We start from the raw sequence: 18,174 nt of genomic DNA, 5'->3' as shown, positions 1-18,174 counted from the left end.
TTTTAATCCTTATTTCCACGAAAACTTAACGTTGAATTGTCACGCACTATTTCAGAGTGCCCGGGTGATACTGAGCGTGTAAGCATAGTTGGTTTACTTGCTGCGATGGTTTCAAACAAAAACGCTTCACCAGGGTTTAATCCGGCACCAAATGCCGCTTTGCGTAATATGAAATACGGTGCGCCTGCAAATGTGTTTATAGGTGTGCAGTCGTTTAAAATGTCGCCGCTGTAAATATTGCCAACAGACTCACCGATTACGTTGTAAGCGGTTGTTGAGGTAAATACGATTGCCCAGCGCTGTGCTATTACACCTATGTTCGTAACCTCGATTGGGTATTGAATGGTGTTAATTGCGCTTGATGCCGATGCGCCAAAATCAGCAAAGTTGTTTTGCCATGCTGCTAGTGTGCGCTCGTCTTTTGTTTGCGCTTGAAAGTCACCTAAAACCTGTACGCTGCTTAACGTAGAGCCTGCTGGGTAAGCGCGCTTAAGTGGTGTTAGTAGGCTTATTTCATTGCCTTGTATGGCCTGAATTATTGCAAGCTCTGACTGAATAGCCGTTACTATGTACGGGGCTGTAAAAGCGCTAATGCCTGCATTTATTGTTAGTGAGCCTGTGTCGCTGTTATAGCTGTAGTTGTCATCGGTTACAGACCAAAGGCTTGCACCTGTGCTATCCACAATGTCGATAAAGTCGGCATCGGCCAATACGTTTAACACTTGGCCGCTTGTTAGTGTAGCTGCGCTTGACCGTGAACGGTTTTGCACACTGACTGTTGTAAACTCGTGAAATATACGCACATTACCGTTATTTGGTAGCGTTGAGGTATCAAAGCCGCCTGGTGGTGAGGGTACGGTGGTTACTTCTACTTGGTTGTAGTCGTAAGTAATAGATGCAGGCTTTACCCCTTGGCTAAACTCAATGTCAACATAGCCCGTTTCGCTTACTGTGCCGGTGCAATTAGTGCCGGTAATATTGCCGCTTAAATCGCTTGATGCTGAGAACGTGGTGCCGGTTGCACTCTTGTAGGTGATATAAAGCGAGTCGCGCGCAAAGGTGCTGTCGGGTAGCTGCCACTGTTTAGCGCTGATTGTACGATCTCCTTTTTCTATAATAGCACCTAAGTTTTCGGTAATTGTTCCGCTGTAGTCTACAGGGTCAATTTCAGTAATAACGCCTGTTTCATAGTTAATGCTCGCAAATATATAACCGGCTGAAGAAATAAAACGCCCTTGACCGTCATCTGTATATATTGTTTCTTCGGTGGCTTTTTTAAGGCGTACATGGCCTTTTAAAACACGCTCACCCGCGCCTAGCGTAATGGTTTGGCTAGTAGTAAATGAGTGAAAGCGTAAGTCCTCATCAGACATATAAAACAGCGTAAAATACTGATCTTTTGTAACAGCTGGATTAAGCGTTACTGATATTGAATTACCGATACGTGTTAGCTCTTCTTGTGTTAGCTTTCTGGTTATTGTTTGAAGCCTAGTGCCACCAAGTGAACCATGACCAACGTAGGCTTCGTACTGATATTCAGCATGAAAATTAGGGCTTTGCGTAAGTAAATCGGGAACCTCAATATTTACTTCTGATATTTTCCCATAGCTTAAAAGTCGCTTTGTTCTGTAAATGGCTAACTCTTCGGCTTGGGGGCGCAGGCCAATTTTAGAGCTAACAGTTTTAATGCTTGGCGTTAACGAGCGACTAACCGACTCAACGGTGAGTAATTGGCCTTGTGCTGGAACTTGGGCCGTTAATAAGCTTGTGCCGTGGTATTTAGTGGTTTCTGCCGCAAGCAACGGCAGCATTTCGGCTACGGTGTCAGTATCTTTTAGCTCTTGTGCTTCTACTAGCAGTACGTTTACAAGTGCATCGTCTGGTTGGTCGCTTAAGAATATATGCGCATCTTGCAAGCGGCTTGCATCGTCTGTGCTAAGCGCTGGGTAAAGCTTTACTAAATCAAACGATGAACGCGCATGATCAATGTCACTAATTGAGCTAAACACATCGTTAAGCTTGCCGCTTACAATTGCATTGCTTGTGCGGTGGCCGCCAGCGTATAGCTCGTTACCAATGCGCTGTGGTTTAAATATTTTTAAATCGGTTCTAAGCATTATTTGGCCTTTAAACGGTTTTTAAACGTAAGTTTATGTTTTGATAATGGGTTGGTGCTGCGTCTGAAAAGTAAGTATGTGGCGTGGCTTCTACTGCTTTTTGGGTGTGGTCCCACACCACATTAAACACCGTGCCGCGTATGGTTATTTCAAATGCGTCTAGCGTGGTTTTTGCATGCTCAAGTAATGGATTAACTACGCTTGCCTGTTCAAAATCGCTGTATAAGTTAATTGGGCGGCCTAGTGGTATAAGGGTTTTTTCTATGTGCTGTGCGCCATTTAATGCGCGCTCTGCTTGCTCGGCAACCGGTATGTAGTCGATTTCATCAAGCCAGGTGAAGTTATCTAATTGCTGTGCGTTAATAATAATCATTGGGTGTTACTCAACTGTTCTAGGCGTTGTAAAAACTGCTCTTCAAACTCAGCCAACACATTGGCCGATAACCCACCAGGCAAGGCAAGCTCTAAGCGTACTGTTTTAACGTTACTGGTACTTGGTTGCTGCTTTTTAAGCAACGCAACAAGCTGGTTAATAGCGTTAGTAAGGCTGTTTAACTGAGTGTTAGAGGCGCTGTAACTAGGCGTGTTATTGCTAGGTTGCGAATTGCTTGGGGTGCTGCTGTACGTAGGTGGTACATATTGCTGCACCGCTTTTTGAGCTGTTTGCTGCGCTTTTAGCGCGTTTCGCTGTGCGTTAATGGCTGCATTTAATGTGCTTTTTTGCTCACGTGTTAAATACGTAAGCTGCTTATTAATTTTATTGTATAAATCGCTAAGGGCGGCGCTGGTGCTGGCGTTATCAATTTGGCTGCTAAATTTACCAAATTGGCTATTAGAAAAACCCTCATTAGCACGTTTTGCTTTTTCGTCACGTATGGCCTTGGTGTCTAGGTCGTATGCGCCTGTGCCGTTTTTTTCTTGGTAGTCAACAACATCGCTTACACTGGCTCGCTGTGCTGAGTTATAACGCCCTACACTGGTAGCTGCTGTGCTTGCTGAACGTGATACACGGTCTAACTCGTCGCGCTGCTCACGTAGGCTTTTAGTGGCAAATTCGTTAGCTTTTACTTGGTCGTTAGTGGCTTGCGTAGCTTCGCGTGTAGAGGCTGTGGCCGCATCTTGAGCTATTTTATTCTCACCAAGCAACCCATTCACAACTGACATAATCGCGCCAATACGCTCTTTTTTCTCAGAGTAGTCCTGAGCTGTTATAGCGTTGTTTCTATATTGGGTTTCTACATCACTCAGCTCTTTTTGCAGCTTGTTATTTTCAACATTGAGCTGCTGTAAGTTCATGGTTTCTATTTCACGAACACGTGCTAAATCTTGCTCTTGCTCTATAACCAAGCCAGTCTGCTTATTTAGTGCATCTTGAGCTATTCTCTTTTGCTCTGCTGAAGCCGTGGACTCGTCCATAATCGCTTTATTATTTGCAATGGCTTTTTTGGTTTTATCTAGCTCAGCAGAAAACTTATTTACAGCATCGCTATTTGCATCTGTTGCAGGCTTTAAACCATTAGCTTTTGCAATAAGCTTATCGAGTTCTTTCGTTAAACCAAGCGCTGCGGCGGCAGCTTCAACACTTGAGGGCACAGTTTGGTCGGTTGCATCTGCGGCAGCTATAGCAGCCTCTGCCCATTTTAAATATGCCTGGCGTTGTATGCCTAATGGCTGCTCTGATTGCTGCATTAGCTCGTAAGCTGCGCGCAGCTTATTAGCTGTATCGTCTAGGGCTTTGGTTGATGTTAAACCAAGCTCTTTGTAGGCTTTTTCAACATCGCCAGCAAATAGCTTTTGGCGCTCAAGCATTGCGCCGTGCTCTTCAAATTTAATTTGTAGGGCATCTAAAATAGCCAACTGGCCTTGGTACTGCTCACCCGCGCCTTGTATTGCCACACGTGCAGATTCAATGCTTTGAATAAACCCATCAACCCCAACGGTTACACCGTCCATGGCTGTTGCTTGCTGCTCTAATGACTCAATGGTTTTAAGGGCTTCGGGTAACGATAAGCTTAAAAACGCCTGGCGCTGTTTTTCAGCTTCTAGGGTTTTAGCGGTGGCCTCAGCTAGCTTTTGTTGCTGATACTCAACATTTATATACTGCTGGTTTGCTTCATCCCAAATAAGTGTGCCGGCTTCTATTAGCGCGTCTAACTCGGTCATGTTGGTAATAACTAAACCGGTAGAATTAGATAAATACTTTAGCTCGTCAGCGAGCAGCTGGGCTTGCTGGGCTGATTGCTGCTTAGATATGCGCAGCGCTTCCTCTGCTACTAGTAGGTCTTTGTATAGCAAACCTACGTCTATTAACTCGGTAATTAACCAGGTGTATAAGCCAGCTTTGCCCACGGCTTTTAAGGCCATGCCCCACTTACCCGCTGCAATACCTGCGGCATTGGTGGCTACGGTGGTAGCGCCTATGGCTGCTTGGTAGGTTCTTAGCGATGCAATGGCCGTAGTAGCGCCGCTGATCACACTGCTAAAATAGGTGCCTACTTTAAGGGCTAACCATACTTTGGCTACGGTGGCTATTTCTTCGCGGTATTCGTACATAGTAGTAACGGTGTTTTGTATTGCTTTACCCGTGCTTACAATGGCGTCACTGATTTGCTGCGCCCATTCTTTTAAACGGCCATCTTTGGCCATGGCTGCAAATTCGGTATTAAGGGCGGTTATTTGCCCTTTTAACCACTCCATAGCGCCACTTTGCGCTATAAGGTTATAAAACTGATCCATGTTGTCTTTAGCGTTAGATACCTGCCCGCTAAATAACGCCATTTGCGCAGCTGCTGAGCCAACGCTACTACGCCCCATTTCATCAATTAAGCCTTTAATTACATCACGGCCTAACTTACCCGCACTTGATAGTTGCTGTAATTCTTGTACGTTTTTGCCGGTTGTTTTTTGCAGTAAATCCCATACTGGGATACCGCGCTCAACCAGCTGTAGTATTTCCTCGCCTTGTAATTTTTGTTTTGCCCAGGCTTGACCTAATGCCAGGCTAACGCCCTCAACCTCTTGGAACCCACCGCCTAGCTTTAATGCTTGGTCGGTAATTGACTGCAAGGTGCCATCCATTGGATCAAGGCCAAAGGCTTTAAGTTTTACAAACGCCTGGCTTACCTGATCAAGTTGCAACGGGGTGTTTTTTGTAAAGTCCTTTACCCAGGCGGTGGCTTTATCACCTGCGGCAATGCTGCCCATAAGCCCCTGCATTTGTACGCCTAGCTTTTCAAACTTATCACCGGTGGTAAATACTTGGCTTACTGCTTGGGCTACCCGATCAAGCCCCACATACGCGGCGGCTAATGCGGTAACTTTGCCTATTACACCGTCTAGGCTTTGTGCTTGGGCACGTTGCGCTGTAGTGCCCTGGCGTAGCTCATTGCTAAACTTATCGACTGAGCGGCCTGTTTTATCAAACTGGGCTGCTAAATCGCGCTTTGCGGCACGTAAGTTATTAGTATCAACATCAGAGCGTTTAAGGGCTGTTTGTAATGCTGCATGCTTACTTGTTTGTTGGGTAAGCTCGGTGCGCATTTGTGTTAGGTCTTTTTCTGCTGCATCGAGTGAGCGCGCAAGTTGCACAAATGGCTTATCGGTGTTTTTGGCTTCGGTTTGTAATTGTTCTAATGCGCGTGCAGCTGCTGCGGTGGCAATTTCTTGTTGTTCTAATTTTTGCTTTGACTGCTCAAACGCACGTATTAGATCAGCTTGGTTAGCTAATCCGTCTAATTCGTTGGCAAGTTTACCGGCTGTTTGGCTGGTTTGTTTTGCACTTGTATCGGTTTGGTTTAACGACTCACTGAGCTTATCAGCGGCAGGATTAGCAGCATCGGCGCTTTGCTCAATATTTTTAAGCTCTGTTACCAGTTGCTCAATATTTTGCTTGCCTGTGGCTTCGGCAACTATGCGTAGGGCTAATTCGAGGGTTTTATCTGCCATGGTGTTAACTCAGTTTAAACAAGGTTTAAATGGGGATAAAGGGGCAAACAATGCCCCTTTATAAATACGCTTAATAGGGCTTATTCAGCGTCTAGCTCGTCAATGTAGTACGGCTCATTTTTGTTTGCTACCAGCTTAGCTGTGCCCTCAAGCGCAGCGGTTACAAACTCACTGCTTGCTAAGTCAAGCTCTGAGGTTGGCATCATTGATGTGTCGTAAATTTCAAAGTTAACTTGCTTACCATTGGCTAGGTTTGTGCCCTCGCCAAAAATACGTAAGCGTGTTTGGCTTACTGTTGCACCGTTAATGCGTTTACCAGTGCGGGCGTTGTAGGTGCCGTTAATAGTAATACTGCCACCAGCGTCTAATGCACCGCCTTTAATGGCGCGAATCATGCCCAGCGCAAAGTTAAACTCGTAATCAACACCGGCAACTAAAGTTACTGTGGCTTGCTTTACTACTACGTCGTTTGTAAAGTTTTGCCCTGGTACTGAAACCCAAGATTGGTTAGCAGGCATGGTTACGGCTTCATCGGTTAAAGTACCGGCCGCGTCATTAATTGAAGCCACATTACCCATAAGTGCCAGTGCGATCATTTCGGCTGGCTGGTCGTCAAACTCCCATGTAATAACGGTTGGCTTACCTATTTTTACGTCATCAAGTGTTTGGCCCTTAGTGGCCTTTTTATTTGATGTACGTACAACCGAATCGGCTTCGGCCTTAATGCCTAGCTTAGTGGTGTTAATTGGGCCAAAGATTTGGCCGGTGCTTATGCCTTGCTCATTTAAGCGGTCTACAAAAATGTTGCCCGCTAGTAAAATACCGTCGCTCATATTAAAGCGCTCCTTTAAGTCTCATTTGACAAGTAAAAGCCAGCGGGTAATACGCATGGCCTTTGGTGAATTGGGGTTTAGCTGGGGTGTTTACTCTAAGCCATGGCCCCGTGCCGTTAAGCACTTTGCCCGCCATAGCGCGAATAATGTTAGTTAGGTGCTCACCTGCGTTTGTGTCTTGCTTACGCACTACCAGTACAACAATCCATGTTTGGGTTAGCTGCATTAAATGGCCGGCGTTTTTACTCTCTGGTAAGTTATCGCCGTAGTACATAAGGTGAATGCTAGGGGTTGTTTGGCGGTCTTCTTTTACGTCGGCTAGCTCGTCGCTTAGGTAAACACGCTTAATGCCTGGTACTTGTTCAAGTGCCTGTTTAAGCGGATTTTGAGCGGCAAAATAGTCGGTAGTAATTTCAAACATTAAATAAACCCCTTTGACTTTTCACGTGAAAACACAGTACCTGCGCTTTGTATGGTGGCGGTGTCTTGCACTTTTGCGTCTTCGCCTAGTGCGTTAACCCCAATGCTTAGTTCTCCTTTAGCCACTGAGGTTAAAAACTTTACTGCTTCCTTGTAACGGGTTTCTATGTGCTCTGGGGTGTCGTTTGTGCCTAATTTATAACGGGCAATATCACAACAAAATTGCTCAAGTAGGTTAGGCACCGTTACAAGCGGCAATTCATAACGCCCAGCTAAATAGCCGTTAATCATGTCGCTTGCATCGGTAATGGCCTGCTCAATAACTGCGGTATTAATTACATCAGCGGGGGCGTCGTCGCGTTCACTTAAATAAATAAGCTCGCGCTCACCAAAGCGCTTTTGCATTGCGGCTATTGTTGCGTAGGCCATTTACTCGCCCTCGCCTGCTTTGGCTAATTCATCTTGTAACCAATACCAAGCAGCATCACGATCAGCAGCTGATACCTTAACCTTAATTACTTCACCTTCGTTTTCGCCTGGCGCTTCGTAAGTCAAGTCGAGAACAGCAGGTTTAAGTTCCATTTGTGCATCAATCATTAATGCAATAATCGGTTGTAGCTCAATTGGGGCTTGGGTGTAATCAACGTTTGCATAAAGCATAGGGTCATCTAAATCTGCACCCACGTTATCTGCGTCCAGCTGTGGGTTCTGCGCAGTACTCGCATCGAGCGGTACAGCTTGCACCGATAAGCGTGGATCATTTTCAATTGCTTCAAGCTGCTCTTGGGTAAGCTGCTCTGCGGGTAATGTTTGCTTGCCGCTTGTGAGACTAATGCCGCCTCGACGGTAGCCCGTAGGCTGCGTGCAATGGACAATGATAGCCGCAAGGGCAGTAAGCTTAAGGTTTTTAGCCATTTCATTATTACTCCTGGTTTAAAGCGTGGGGGCTTTAAAGCCCCGTGCTTAATAGGGTTTTATGGGTGGTTAAAGGTAGTCAGCTACTAATAGCTCTACGCGGCCTTTAAGTTCGTTCGAGCTGTTTGATTCCATTTCACGCTCTAACATGCGAGTGGCTAGCTTTTCCATGCTTGCAGGAACAACTAACATGGTTGGCTTAATACCCAACTTACGGCCACCATCGGCTGTGAAGCTGCGCATTTTTCCGATGCTGTCCCATAGGTTATCTGGCGTTAATGCACGTTTGTTAGCAAAGGCCAACTGCCAAAAACCAAAGCCTGCTGCATCACGGCAATCAACCCCGTAACGGTATTCTTTGCGAGTGAATACGGCTTCGTCGTCCATTTTTGTCATGGCAAGCAAGTTAGGCTTTTTACGCTCTTGAAAAATTAGCGGCTTAAGGGCTTTTGAGGTATCGAGTACGTACCAGGCTTCACCCTCGTAGGCTACATCTTCGGCCATATTGGCAGTCGACACCGCTACACCTGTGCCGTCGGCATTTGGATAAACCGGATGATCAACATCAAAATAGTTTTGCCCGTCGTAGCACAAGGTTGTAAAACCAGCGGCCAGCAATGGGAAAATCATTTCGTCTGGGTGAATAGCTGCGGCGTTACCCATTTCTTTAAAAATAGGTGAGTACACGCCTAGGTTGTCGTCTTCAATGTCGTTGCGGTCTACGCCTACCGTTGACTCGTAATCGTCGTTGGTAATGGTGTACGCCTGCGATTTCATACTTTGAATATTACGATCGCCAATCCATTTAGCCAGGCTTGGGAACTTACCCAACCAGCCATAGGTATTACTGGCCGATGTTGATTTAATTACACTGGCAATTTTTGTAAATTGCGGTGTGGCTTCTGATTTACCTTGTTCAAACTCGGTTTTAAAACCAGTAAACAATGCGGTTAAAAGTGCTGGGGTCACTAAAGCCATTAGTTTTGCTCCTGTTTAGCTTTGGCATAAGCAGCATGGCTAAGACCTAGCTGGTCTGCTGCATACTTGTCTTCTGCTGTGAGTGCTGCTAAGCCGTCTTTGTCTTGCTCTGGCTTAGGTGCGTGGGTGGTTTGCTGAGCCGTTAAGCTTGCAATAGGTGAACGGGCATCTAACACCGCCTTTAACGCAACAACGCCTTGCTGATTACCTAAGCTCGTTAAGTATTCAACCTCGCTGGCGATAATGCGGCCATCTTGTTTAGCCTTGCTAATTTCCTGCTCAACCGTTTGGGTGTCGCTGGTGCTTTTAAGGGCAACCATTTCAGTGTGCAATGCGTTGTAGGTTTCAACCGGCACGTACTTCGCTAAATTAACCTCAGAATCGGGGCTATTAGCTTTTAGTGCGGCAACGGCATCGTTTGCGTTACTTAGCTGAGTAGTGAGCGAGTCGGCTTCGTCGGCCTTAGCCTTTAAAGCAGTGAGCGCTGTTGTTGCTTGGGTGTAGTCTGCATCGGTGATTTTGTCACCATCCACAGTAATACCTAGCAAGCTCAGCAATTTTTGAGCTGCATTCATGGGTGTATCTCCATTGTTAACATGGGTTTTAGAAGTCTTTAAAACCGCTACTTTGTCCATACCGTCTACCGCTGGGTCGTTGGTAAGGGCAAAATGGCGTAATTTGGTTGGGCGACCTGTTTGTTTGTCGTAATGAAAAACAGGGCTGATAAAGCGGTACTCGTCGTTTTTTAGGTGCGCACGTGCGCTAGGTGTCCAGCTTACATTAAGGGCATAAAGCCCCTCGCCTGGCACGTACTCTAAGTCGCTTGGGTTAAACCAACCGCTTGCTGGGGCTGGCTTGCCGTTTTCTTCGGCGTGTAGGGTTTGGTGCTCGTAGTCAAAGTGGTAGTCGTTGGTGCGGGTGCTTGCTGTGCTTTTAAGTAGCTCAAATGCGGCTTGGTCTAGTAACCAGGCATTAGCAGGTACGTCGAACGGGCGGCCATCGTGCGATTTAAAATAGCCGTCGGGCATTACCATTACGCGCTCGCTTATACCTTGCTCGTTTATTTCGCTTGCAAAGCGGCACGCAGCAAAGCCTAGGTCGGCAGGTTTGCTAGCTGATAAAACAGCGAGTCCTATTGTAGTTTCAAGTAAGCTTTGTTTGGTAAATGGTTTTTTCATGGCTGAGCACAGTTTGAATAATCTGTGCTCAGTATGGATTTAGATTTGAATTGGTTGGCCGTGCGGTGTTTCGGGAATTTACAGTGGATTAAGGCAGGTTAAAACCCTTGTATAATTACCTCTGTGGCGGATGCTGATATTAACTCAAACTCGGTTATATCGCCAACCTCTAGTTTATTTTGGCCGGTTAACTCGCCTAAATCTATTTGATTGGTTGCCCCTTTAATTTTGTATTTAACGCTGGCCGCTGGGCCTGCCACAATAATTGAGTAGTTATCGCAGGTTTGTGCGCCTAAATCGTTTTGGTTAATAACAGTGGGTGCAGCGGTTACTGCAAATACTTTACTAAATAGCATGGTTGTTACTCCTTGGTTTGTTTACTGTAATATTTTGGTGACTCTTGCCAATGATAAATAAGTCCAATTTCCACCATCAGGACGGCGGACTTTAATTCCATGATCTAATAAATCTTTCCCTGTGCATGTTGTTTCTATTACTTCTGCAGGACTTGAAACAGCATCGAGTAATATTTCACTTTGACCAGCTAAAGAATATAAACCAAGCCTTTGCCCTGAGCTTGCAGCTCTAGAAGCTGTAACTTGAACCCTAAAAACTGCATTAATATCTAAACCTGGTATGTCAAAACTAATATCCATAGACTCTGCACCTGATTGTATATAAAGAGAATCGGTTAGTCCTATATGATTAGTTATGTCTAGCCCATCGTAGGTAGGATCATTTACGTTTCCTCTACCTGCACTATTAAAAGCATCTCCAGGTGGCGCTATTCCAGAAAGAGAGGCTGTAGAATTGGTTACTCTTGTGTAGTCTGTATTAAAAATATCGATAGTGCCTATAGAGCTGAAAAGGTTTAAACCTCCATCCATAACTGAGGCACGGCCAAATTGCAGAAGAACATCTTTAAATGGCGCGGTTTCAGTTGGTGGTTCTATCAACTCACTCTCAGTTTTAATGATGTATGGGCTTGTTACGTCTACTAAGTAGTTTATTGTTAAATCAATCCCTGCTGAACCTGGGTGTGTTCCATCAGGGCCATGCCAGATACCTTCGTTTTCCTCTGACAAATTGTAGAGCTTTAAAGGTATATCTGCGAACTCATCAATTAAGGGAGTAATAATTTGGTTGTTATATTCTAAACTTAATTTAGTTGATGGCTCTATTCTCTTGGTTATATCTGACATTGCCAAAATAAATCCCGCAGCTTTAATTTGACGGCAAATTTCACGCATATTAGATGCGATTAGTTCTGCGTTATAAGGGTAGACTGTTATATCATTTCCAGGGCCATGTAATAAAACCATAGTTTTAGCGGCATTCATGCCATGGTCTTCTACTATTGTACTAACGCGGGCTAAATAACTATCTGAACCTGTTCCACTTTCTGCATAGTTGAATATCTCTATGTTATTTACGTTATTACTTTTATACCGCTCCAAAGCTTTCACTATCCCAGTTGGGCTAAAAGATTGGTTTAATATTGATGCACCAAAAATAATAATGGTGTCTATCGCCCAAGGGAAAAGGCCAACTTTAGAATTGAATGCACTTCTTATGGCGTTGGTGAGTGCATTTGTAAGTGCTGGGCGCATTGGCTACCCTCCTGCTAACGTACAACCCTGTTTAAACCCTGTTTAAAATTGATTTTAAGGCTGTGTATTTAATTTTACCTGTGAGATTGCAAGTTCGCTTTTATATGCGCTTAAAATGGCTTACAGGCGTTTATGGTTTAATTAATTAAGAACTCGCTGAGTATCTCAATCACTTCTTTTTCGTCATCGTCCGACAAACCTAAAAACGGCCGTGCGGGTATGGCCGCTAAACGGGGTGGCATATCGCTGGTGCCACCAAATTGGTGGATTGCGCCGTATTCCATGTTTGTACCAAACTCTAGTGATTCGTCCCCGATGTTATAAGCGAACGTGTCGCGCAGTATGTCGTTTAGCCTGAGTATTTTATCTTTGTTCTTTTTTTTGCTTTTGGCATAGTCGGGGCTAAGTGCTTGCCATGGGGTGCCGTCGGGGCTGCGCTGCTCGTCAAAGTGATCGCGATGGGTGAGCATTAAGTGCTCGCCCACGTTACCCAATGCGGGCGCTAGGTTATTGGCATTTTTAATAAGCTGGGTGAGCACGTCGCTAACTGCTTGTGCGCCTTGGGTGCTTATTTGTATTTTAGCGCCTGCCATTACACTAGCCCCTCTTCAAAAGCTTGCATGTGTGTTTGCTGGTCTAGCCCTGCGATTAGTGCGGGGAGTAGGTCGGCTATTTGCTTGGCATTTATGCCTTTAGCTTGCTGCTCTAGTTTTGCAAACTCGCGACACGTTTGTATGGTGTACGGGGTTTGCTTTAGTAGCTGCTGTGCTTGCTGTAGTAATGTCATCGTCTTTTTTCCTGTGATTTGGCGGCATCTTTTACTAGTTGGTCTATCCAGCTTACAAGCTCTGGTTGCCATTTTTTAAGCTCTTTACGAGCCAGTGCCCAGGCGGTAAATGCCTCGGCAAATTCTTCGTATTTATTGGCTGCTCCGTAATAAGTTACGGGTAAGGCGTTTTTTAAAAATGCCGGTGCGCCTGCATAGTAATGCACTTGGTGCCCTAGTTCGTGTAGCCATGTGGCTACCACTGCATGCGCTTCGTTTTTATCCAGTGCGTTAAGTGTATCTGATATTGTGTGATCGCGTTTTAAGGTTTGCCCATTGTGCTTAAAACTGTATTTACCTGCGTTGTTAGCGGCAAGCCTTACGGTAAGCGCTGCGGTGTCTTGCACGGCTTGCATGTCTACTTTAGCTAGGTTTTGGCTGGCTTTTACTTTTACTACTACGTGCTCAAACCCCACTGAGGTAAACCCGCCTACTCGCTTAGGGCTACGGGTGGCGTATTGCATACGGGCGTAAAAGTCATCTACGCCTAAGTACTCGCCTACCTCACTGCGTATGGCTGCGTTTGCTTTAGAACCTGCGCTCATTTCGTTACTTTTTACAAACAGGGTTTTAGTTTGCTTGGCGGTTAAAAAGCTGTTTAAGCCGTTAAGTACTTCGCTATCGAGCTGGGCTAGTAGTGGGTCGAGCTTTAGCGCAGTAACGTTTTTAGCGGTGCTGTAAGCCGATGGCACAATGCGGGTTGCTTGGTAATCTGCTACGCGCTTTGTAAGCGGTGGCTTGTCGGCCACTTGCTTTTTAGCCTGGCTTGTTAACTGCGCTGTATTTTTGGGGGTGTAATCAAAGCCCGGATCAATACCGCGTGGTAGCTCAAACTCTTCGCCTGTTTTTTTGTTTGTCCAGGTGTAGTTACCCTCGTCGGGTGCAGTGCCTACAGTTAGGCCTCGGCGTTTAAGCTCACGTTCGCTTAGGCTAAACTTTTTACATTTACAGCCCCAGCCATTTTGTGGGCTGTGGGTATCCCACCATGGATGATCAACCGGTAAAACCAAGTTATTCCATTTTAAGTGCAGTACGCGCGGGGTTTCACTATCGCCGTGTTTGTATAGTGCATAAGGTCGGCTTGATTTTAGCGCTTGTATTTGCCCCTCGCGCCCTGCGTTGTAGGCTTGGCGTATATTGGTTTCGTATATTAACTGGCTGCGCCAAGCTGGCTCGCCGTTATGCTCCCAGCCGTAACGCGATTTAATGTTATTAAACTCGTTTTGAAACCAGCCCAGGCTTTTACCCTCGCTTATGGCTTTATCGACTGATGTGTAAAAGTCGTTAAGCATGTCGGCTTTGGTTACACCTGCGACCATAAACGCGCGGTTATGAGCGTTTTGCCATACATCATCCCAACTGGTGCTGGGTGTGTTTAGCTTTTGCCTAAAAAAGCGTATGGCATCGTCAAACGGTAGCGAGCCGTATCTAACAGTCATTTAACGCCCCTCATCCACTTCTAGTGCGCCTAGTAATTCGCTGGCTGCCATGGCCTTTGCCATTAGCTCGCTAAAGCCCTCAGTGCTTATTTGTGGCTCTAGTTCTAGTATGCCGTCGCGGATTTCTTCTAGGCTGCTGGCGTTTTTAACCAACTGCGTTACGGCATCGCTCATGCTGTTTAAGTGAGTTTGTGCTTGTGCGGCCAGCTGCTCGGCTACTAGGTCTGCGTTATCTTTTTGCGGTGTATTTTTAAGCGCAGCAAAGCCTTTAAGTGCGGCGCTTGGCTCTGTTGGTGCAGTTATTGGGGCAAGACTTAAAATAGCCTCGCCCTTTTCTGGGAGTGGTATTTGGGTTTTTTCGCTTACCCAACTAACCGGTACTGGGTAGTTGGCCTCGGTGAGTATTTTAAGCGCAGGTGCGAGTACGGCTATGTCGTCGGCTTCGCTGGTGTCGAATTTAAAGCTCGGGATACGGCGTGCGCCTGAGTAGCTTTTAGAGTTAAGCGCGTGCATTGGGTAAATAATATCGCGCGTTATGGTGTTGGCTACTTGTTTTAAATCGCTTTCGGTTATGTCGTCTAGCACGTCCATATGAATGCTGCCTAGGGCGTTTGTGCTGGTTTTGCCATCGGCTTGGCTGGTGAGCGTTGCCCCTAATACCGCTTTACTTTGGGTGGTTTCACACCACTTGATCATGGCTTCAAATGGGTCGGCTTGGCCGTTGGCTGCGTTTTGAAAGTCAATCTCCATGCCTTTAGGAATAATACCGCCTGCGTTATGGCCGATACTAAGCACGGCACGTAACAAGGTGGCTTTTTCTTCATCCCCTGCGCCATTAGGGTATTTACCTAAGCGTAGCGGTAGGCCGTAAATTTCTAGAAATTCGGCTAAGTCGCGTATTGAATAGTTTTTAAATAAGTACGGCCATGCCACGGTTGAGGTTAAACCGGTGCGGTGTATATAACCCGACTTACTGCGGTGAACGTGGGCACACCAACCAAACGGGTTTAGCGCTTGGCCTGTGTAGCTGTTGTCACGCAGCATAAGCTGATTGCGGTTGTCTGGGTGGGTTTGAAATAGATTTTGGTCGCGAAATTCGTAACCGGTAATAATATGCTCGCCGTTATCAAACGCCCAGTTAAGCTCGTTACATGAAAACGATTTTAATATTGCGTCGCTGCAATCAAATAGCAGGTCGTCTAGCCAGGTGGCATCTTCTAGTATTTCTTGAATTGCTGCGGCGTCTTTTTCTTCTTGTGGGGTGGCGTTGCGCGGCGGTTCTACTGACCAATCGTATTTAAGCCAGCCTCTGCGGCGTTTAGTAAGTTCGCTAAATAGGTGGCCGTCTTTGTCTTCCATGTCTTTTGCTAGGTCGGCCATAGCCGATAAGTTACCTGCATCGGCATCTTTTAATAATTGCGACAACTTTGCAGGGGTAAGCGCTTCGCTTGGGTGCTCAGCAAATTGGCGCATTAGCATGCCAATGCGGCTATCTTGCTGGGTTTGGGCTTGCTTAAAATCGGTTGAATTTAGCGGGTTGCCGTGAATGTCTACTATTTGGTTCATGCGGTTACTCTTATGATGGGCTTAACGCTTAGCACGTATACGTCTAGCGTTTTACTGTGTTGGTGGGCCTTGGCTAAATTGGCGGCGGTTATATCAAGCTGCTCTGCTTTGGCTGTAAACAGTGCTTGGTAGCTAATTCTAAAACGTGGCATTACCAGGCTGCCTTACGAACACTTGCAAGGTCGTCGCTGTGGTCGGGGCGTAGGCTGTTAGCTGCTTGCTGAGCTTTACTAGGCAGTGGTGTGTATTCTATGGCGCTGCCGTCCATTTCGGCTGCACGGATTAGCATGGCGATTGATACGGCGCTATCGCCGTGGCGTTTGTTGCCATCGGTGCCGGTGTTTTTACCTTTATCTACCTGTGCAATACCGTTTTTAAGTTTAATTTGGCCTAGGTCGTCTAGTACGTCTTGGTCTTTTGGTAGCGTTATGTTGTTAGTTTCAAAGTAGTCTTTTAGTTTTGGCATCCACTCGCGATACCAAGCTTGTGATAAATGCACGCTATCTACTAGCTCGGTGCCGTATTTAAGGCTTGCAGCTTCGGCTAGGAAACCACCGTTACCTGTGGCGTCAAACGCTAGGCCGCGTAGTTTTGGTATGCGGTCACAAATATAGAGCATGATTTGCTTTTGCTGCTCGTAGGTGACGTTGCGCAGCTCGACCATAAAGGGCACGGTTAGGCTGGTGTCTTGGTTTATTTCACCAATACTGAATACGGTTAAATCGCCTTTGCGGGCAAAATCTTCACCAAAGGCATGGGTTAGATCAGGATTTAACCCACTGAGTAAATCATCAATATTTTGTTCAAGCCATGTGGCTACGTCTTTTACGCGCTGGTCTTCTGTCCAGCTTTCAAAGTCGGTGGGGGCTTCGTAGCGTATTACTTTGCAGTCGTCGCTTAGGGCACGTTCACGCAGGCGGCGGCTTAGGTATTGGCCTGCGCCTTGGCTTGGTACGCAGTATAGCTCTTCGTTTGCGGCATCGGCAGTGGGGTAAAAATCGACTTGATTAGCTAGCCATTCGTCTTCTTTAGCTTGCGTCCACGTTTGCCCACTTACCAAACAAATACGCTTATATAGGCCGTGCCTAAGCGCTTTATCAATGGGGATATGATGCACGGAATACTTTTTAGTGCCGCGCCTTGCTTGGGTAATTAGGGTGTTAAATAGGTTATCTACCCCGTTATGGGTTGAAATAATACGTACTCGCCCGCCCCACATGGTAAGCGCCATAGCAGCTTTAAGTACTTCGTCTAACTTGTCGTGAAATGCAGCTTCGTCTATTACTACGTTGCCTTGGCGGCCACGTAAGTTGCGCGGGTTAGAGCTGAGCGCGACTATTTTTTTACCGGTATTTGGGAATTTAATTTCAAAGGTGTTGATTGATCGCTTTGTGCCGTCTGGGTCTTTTTCTTCAAATATGCCCTCTTCCACTTCGCCCATTACCATGTTGAGCTTTTGCGCCCAAAATGCACAGGCGTCTATAAACTCCTTTGCCATTTCTTTGTCTGAGCCAAGGTAATAGGTGTTCTGGCCGTTGGCGGTTGCTGCTGCGCTTAGTACGTCGTCTAGTGCTTCGGCAAAGGTTAACCCAGTACGGCGTGACTTTTCGGCAATTTTTACTATTGCTTTGTCTTCCATCCATGCTTTTTGATAGCCAAAAAGTATGTCGGTGCCCATGGCAACCGCTAACGAACCTGACACTTTACTAAGCGGTAGCTCGTTGGTTTGGGTAACGCTTTGCGCGGTGCTAGTCATGCTTTAGCCCTAATATATCGCGTTTGAAAAATGCCAGCATGTCGTCTGCGGTTTGCGGTAAGTTTTCGTTTTTAACCTTTTGGTCTAGGTCTTTGGCGAGCTTTTGCGCGTAGGCTTTTTCGATTTCTTGCTGGCGTTTGTGTGCGGCCATAGCGGTTTGCTCTAGGCGCTGAGCTGCTAGCATGGCGTCTTTTATGGTGTCGATGTCTACCGCTGCGTCTTCGTCGGGGTTCATCATTTGTTGCTGCATAGCGCGGAACAACTGAGAGCGGCCCATTTCTAAAATAAGCTTGGTGGTATCGCCTGTGGGCTTTTCGCCCAGCTCTGCGGTAAGTGCTTTGGTTGACTCGCGCAGGTCGCGTAGCTTTTGGCCTATGGCTTCGGTTTTTTGGGCGTGGCGGCTTAGGCCACTGCGGCTAATGGTTGCGCCCTCGTCTAAGCCTGACTCAATAATAAGGGTATTTACTGCGTCGAGTATTTCGCCCTGGCTAAAGCGTTTGTCGCGTAGCATTGAGTCGAGCTGCTTTTTAATGTCTTCGGGCAGTAAATCAACTTTGCTGGGCTGGCCTCTGCGGATTGACTCGCTCATAG

The 18,174-nt window shown here is 46.3% G+C and carries 18 protein-coding genes; all 18 read right to left on the bottom strand.

The features are described 5' to 3' along the window. Window positions 1–2: 2 nt before the first annotated feature. The 18 genes from CWB76_RS11505 to CWB76_RS11425 all read right to left on the bottom strand — a co-directional run bounded on the left by CWB76_RS11505 (window position 3) and on the right by CWB76_RS11425 (window position 18,172). On the bottom strand, window positions 3–2,117 hold the full coding sequence (locus tag CWB76_RS11505) for a hypothetical protein (protein ID WP_138607725.1): 2,115 nt from the start codon (window positions 2,115–2,117) through the stop codon (window positions 3–5). Between the two features lie 10 nt (window positions 2,118–2,127). After that, a complete protein-coding gene (locus tag CWB76_RS11500) occupies window positions 2,128–2,490 on the bottom strand; it encodes a hypothetical protein (RefSeq protein ID WP_138607723.1) in 363 nt (120 codons plus the stop codon). Then, window positions 2,487–6,062 (bottom strand): tape measure protein, encoded by a 3,576-nt coding sequence (locus CWB76_RS11495; RefSeq protein ID WP_138607721.1) that lies wholly within the window; start codon window positions 6,060–6,062, stop codon window positions 2,487–2,489. The genes CWB76_RS11500 and CWB76_RS11495 overlap by 4 nt, the downstream gene beginning before the upstream one ends. Before the next feature lie 80 nt (window positions 6,063–6,142). Next, window positions 6,143–6,895 carry a phage tail tube protein gene (locus CWB76_RS11490; RefSeq protein ID WP_138607719.1) on the bottom strand — a complete coding sequence of 251 codons (753 nt, stop codon included), beginning with the start codon at window positions 6,893–6,895 and terminating at the stop codon, window positions 6,143–6,145. A 1-nt stretch (window position 6,896) separates the two neighbouring features. Then, window positions 6,897–7,316, bottom strand: a complete 420-nt coding sequence (locus CWB76_RS11485; protein WP_138607717.1) for a phage tail terminator protein — start codon at window positions 7,314–7,316, stop codon at window positions 6,897–6,899. Then, window positions 7,316–7,744, bottom strand: a complete 429-nt coding sequence (locus CWB76_RS11480; RefSeq protein ID WP_138607715.1) for a gp436 family protein — start codon at window positions 7,742–7,744, stop codon at window positions 7,316–7,318. The genes CWB76_RS11485 and CWB76_RS11480 overlap by 1 nt, the downstream gene beginning before the upstream one ends. Then, window positions 7,745–8,230: an HI1506-related protein gene (locus CWB76_RS11475; protein WP_138607713.1), complete on the bottom strand. Its 486-nt coding sequence runs from the start codon at window positions 8,228–8,230 to the stop codon at window positions 7,745–7,747. Between the two features lie 69 nt (window positions 8,231–8,299). After that, window positions 8,300–9,208, bottom strand: a complete 909-nt coding sequence (locus CWB76_RS11470) for a Mu-like prophage major head subunit gpT family protein (protein ID WP_138607711.1) — start codon at window positions 9,206–9,208, stop codon at window positions 8,300–8,302. Further along, the gene (locus CWB76_RS11465) at window positions 9,208–10,386 is read right to left on the bottom strand and encodes a phage protease (protein ID WP_138607709.1); all 1,179 of its coding nucleotides are present in this window, start codon (window positions 10,384–10,386) and stop codon (window positions 9,208–9,210) included. The genes CWB76_RS11470 and CWB76_RS11465 overlap by 1 nt, the downstream gene beginning before the upstream one ends. Window positions 10,387–10,484: 98 nt before the next feature. Continuing rightward, on the bottom strand, window positions 10,485–10,742 hold the full coding sequence (locus tag CWB76_RS11460; RefSeq protein ID WP_138607707.1) for a hypothetical protein: 258 nt from the start codon (window positions 10,740–10,742) through the stop codon (window positions 10,485–10,487). A 21-nt stretch (window positions 10,743–10,763) separates the two neighbouring features. Beyond that, the gene (locus CWB76_RS11455; protein WP_138607705.1) at window positions 10,764–11,996 is read right to left on the bottom strand and encodes an SGNH/GDSL hydrolase family protein; all 1,233 of its coding nucleotides are present in this window, start codon (window positions 11,994–11,996) and stop codon (window positions 10,764–10,766) included. Between the two features lie 137 nt (window positions 11,997–12,133). Beyond that, window positions 12,134–12,589: a phage virion morphogenesis protein gene (locus CWB76_RS11450; RefSeq protein ID WP_138607703.1), complete on the bottom strand. Its 456-nt coding sequence runs from the start codon at window positions 12,587–12,589 to the stop codon at window positions 12,134–12,136. Continuing rightward, the gene (locus CWB76_RS11445; protein WP_109874432.1) at window positions 12,589–12,783 is read right to left on the bottom strand and encodes a hypothetical protein; all 195 of its coding nucleotides are present in this window, start codon (window positions 12,781–12,783) and stop codon (window positions 12,589–12,591) included. Before CWB76_RS11445 ends, CWB76_RS11450 begins: the two co-directional genes overlap by 1 nt. After that, on the bottom strand, window positions 12,780–14,261 hold the full coding sequence (locus tag CWB76_RS11440) for a phage minor head protein (RefSeq protein ID WP_138607701.1): 1,482 nt from the start codon (window positions 14,259–14,261) through the stop codon (window positions 12,780–12,782). The genes CWB76_RS11445 and CWB76_RS11440 overlap by 4 nt, the downstream gene beginning before the upstream one ends. Continuing rightward, window positions 14,262–15,827: a DUF935 domain-containing protein gene (locus CWB76_RS11435; protein ID WP_138607699.1), complete on the bottom strand. Its 1,566-nt coding sequence runs from the start codon at window positions 15,825–15,827 to the stop codon at window positions 14,262–14,264. It abuts the gene before it with no gap. Next, on the bottom strand, window positions 15,824–15,979 hold the full coding sequence (locus CWB76_RS20080) for a hypothetical protein (protein ID WP_171039625.1): 156 nt from the start codon (window positions 15,977–15,979) through the stop codon (window positions 15,824–15,826). Before CWB76_RS20080 ends, CWB76_RS11435 begins: the two co-directional genes overlap by 4 nt. Then, entirely contained in the window at window positions 15,979–17,583 is a 1,605-nt protein-coding gene (locus tag CWB76_RS11430) for a terminase large subunit domain-containing protein (RefSeq protein WP_138607697.1), read from the bottom strand. Before CWB76_RS11430 ends, CWB76_RS20080 begins: the two co-directional genes overlap by 1 nt. Beyond that, window positions 17,576–18,172, bottom strand: coding sequence for a DUF3486 family protein (locus tag CWB76_RS11425; protein ID WP_002960376.1), 597 nt, complete (start codon window positions 18,170–18,172; stop codon window positions 17,576–17,578). Before CWB76_RS11425 ends, CWB76_RS11430 begins: the two co-directional genes overlap by 8 nt. Window positions 18,173–18,174 lie beyond the last annotated feature (2 nt).

Origin of the sequence: Pseudoalteromonas sp. S1609, assembly GCF_005887255.1 — a bacterium.
GTDB lineage: Bacteria > Pseudomonadota > Gammaproteobacteria > Enterobacterales > Alteromonadaceae > Pseudoalteromonas.
This window is presented reverse-complemented; position numbering and strand designations above follow the sequence as displayed.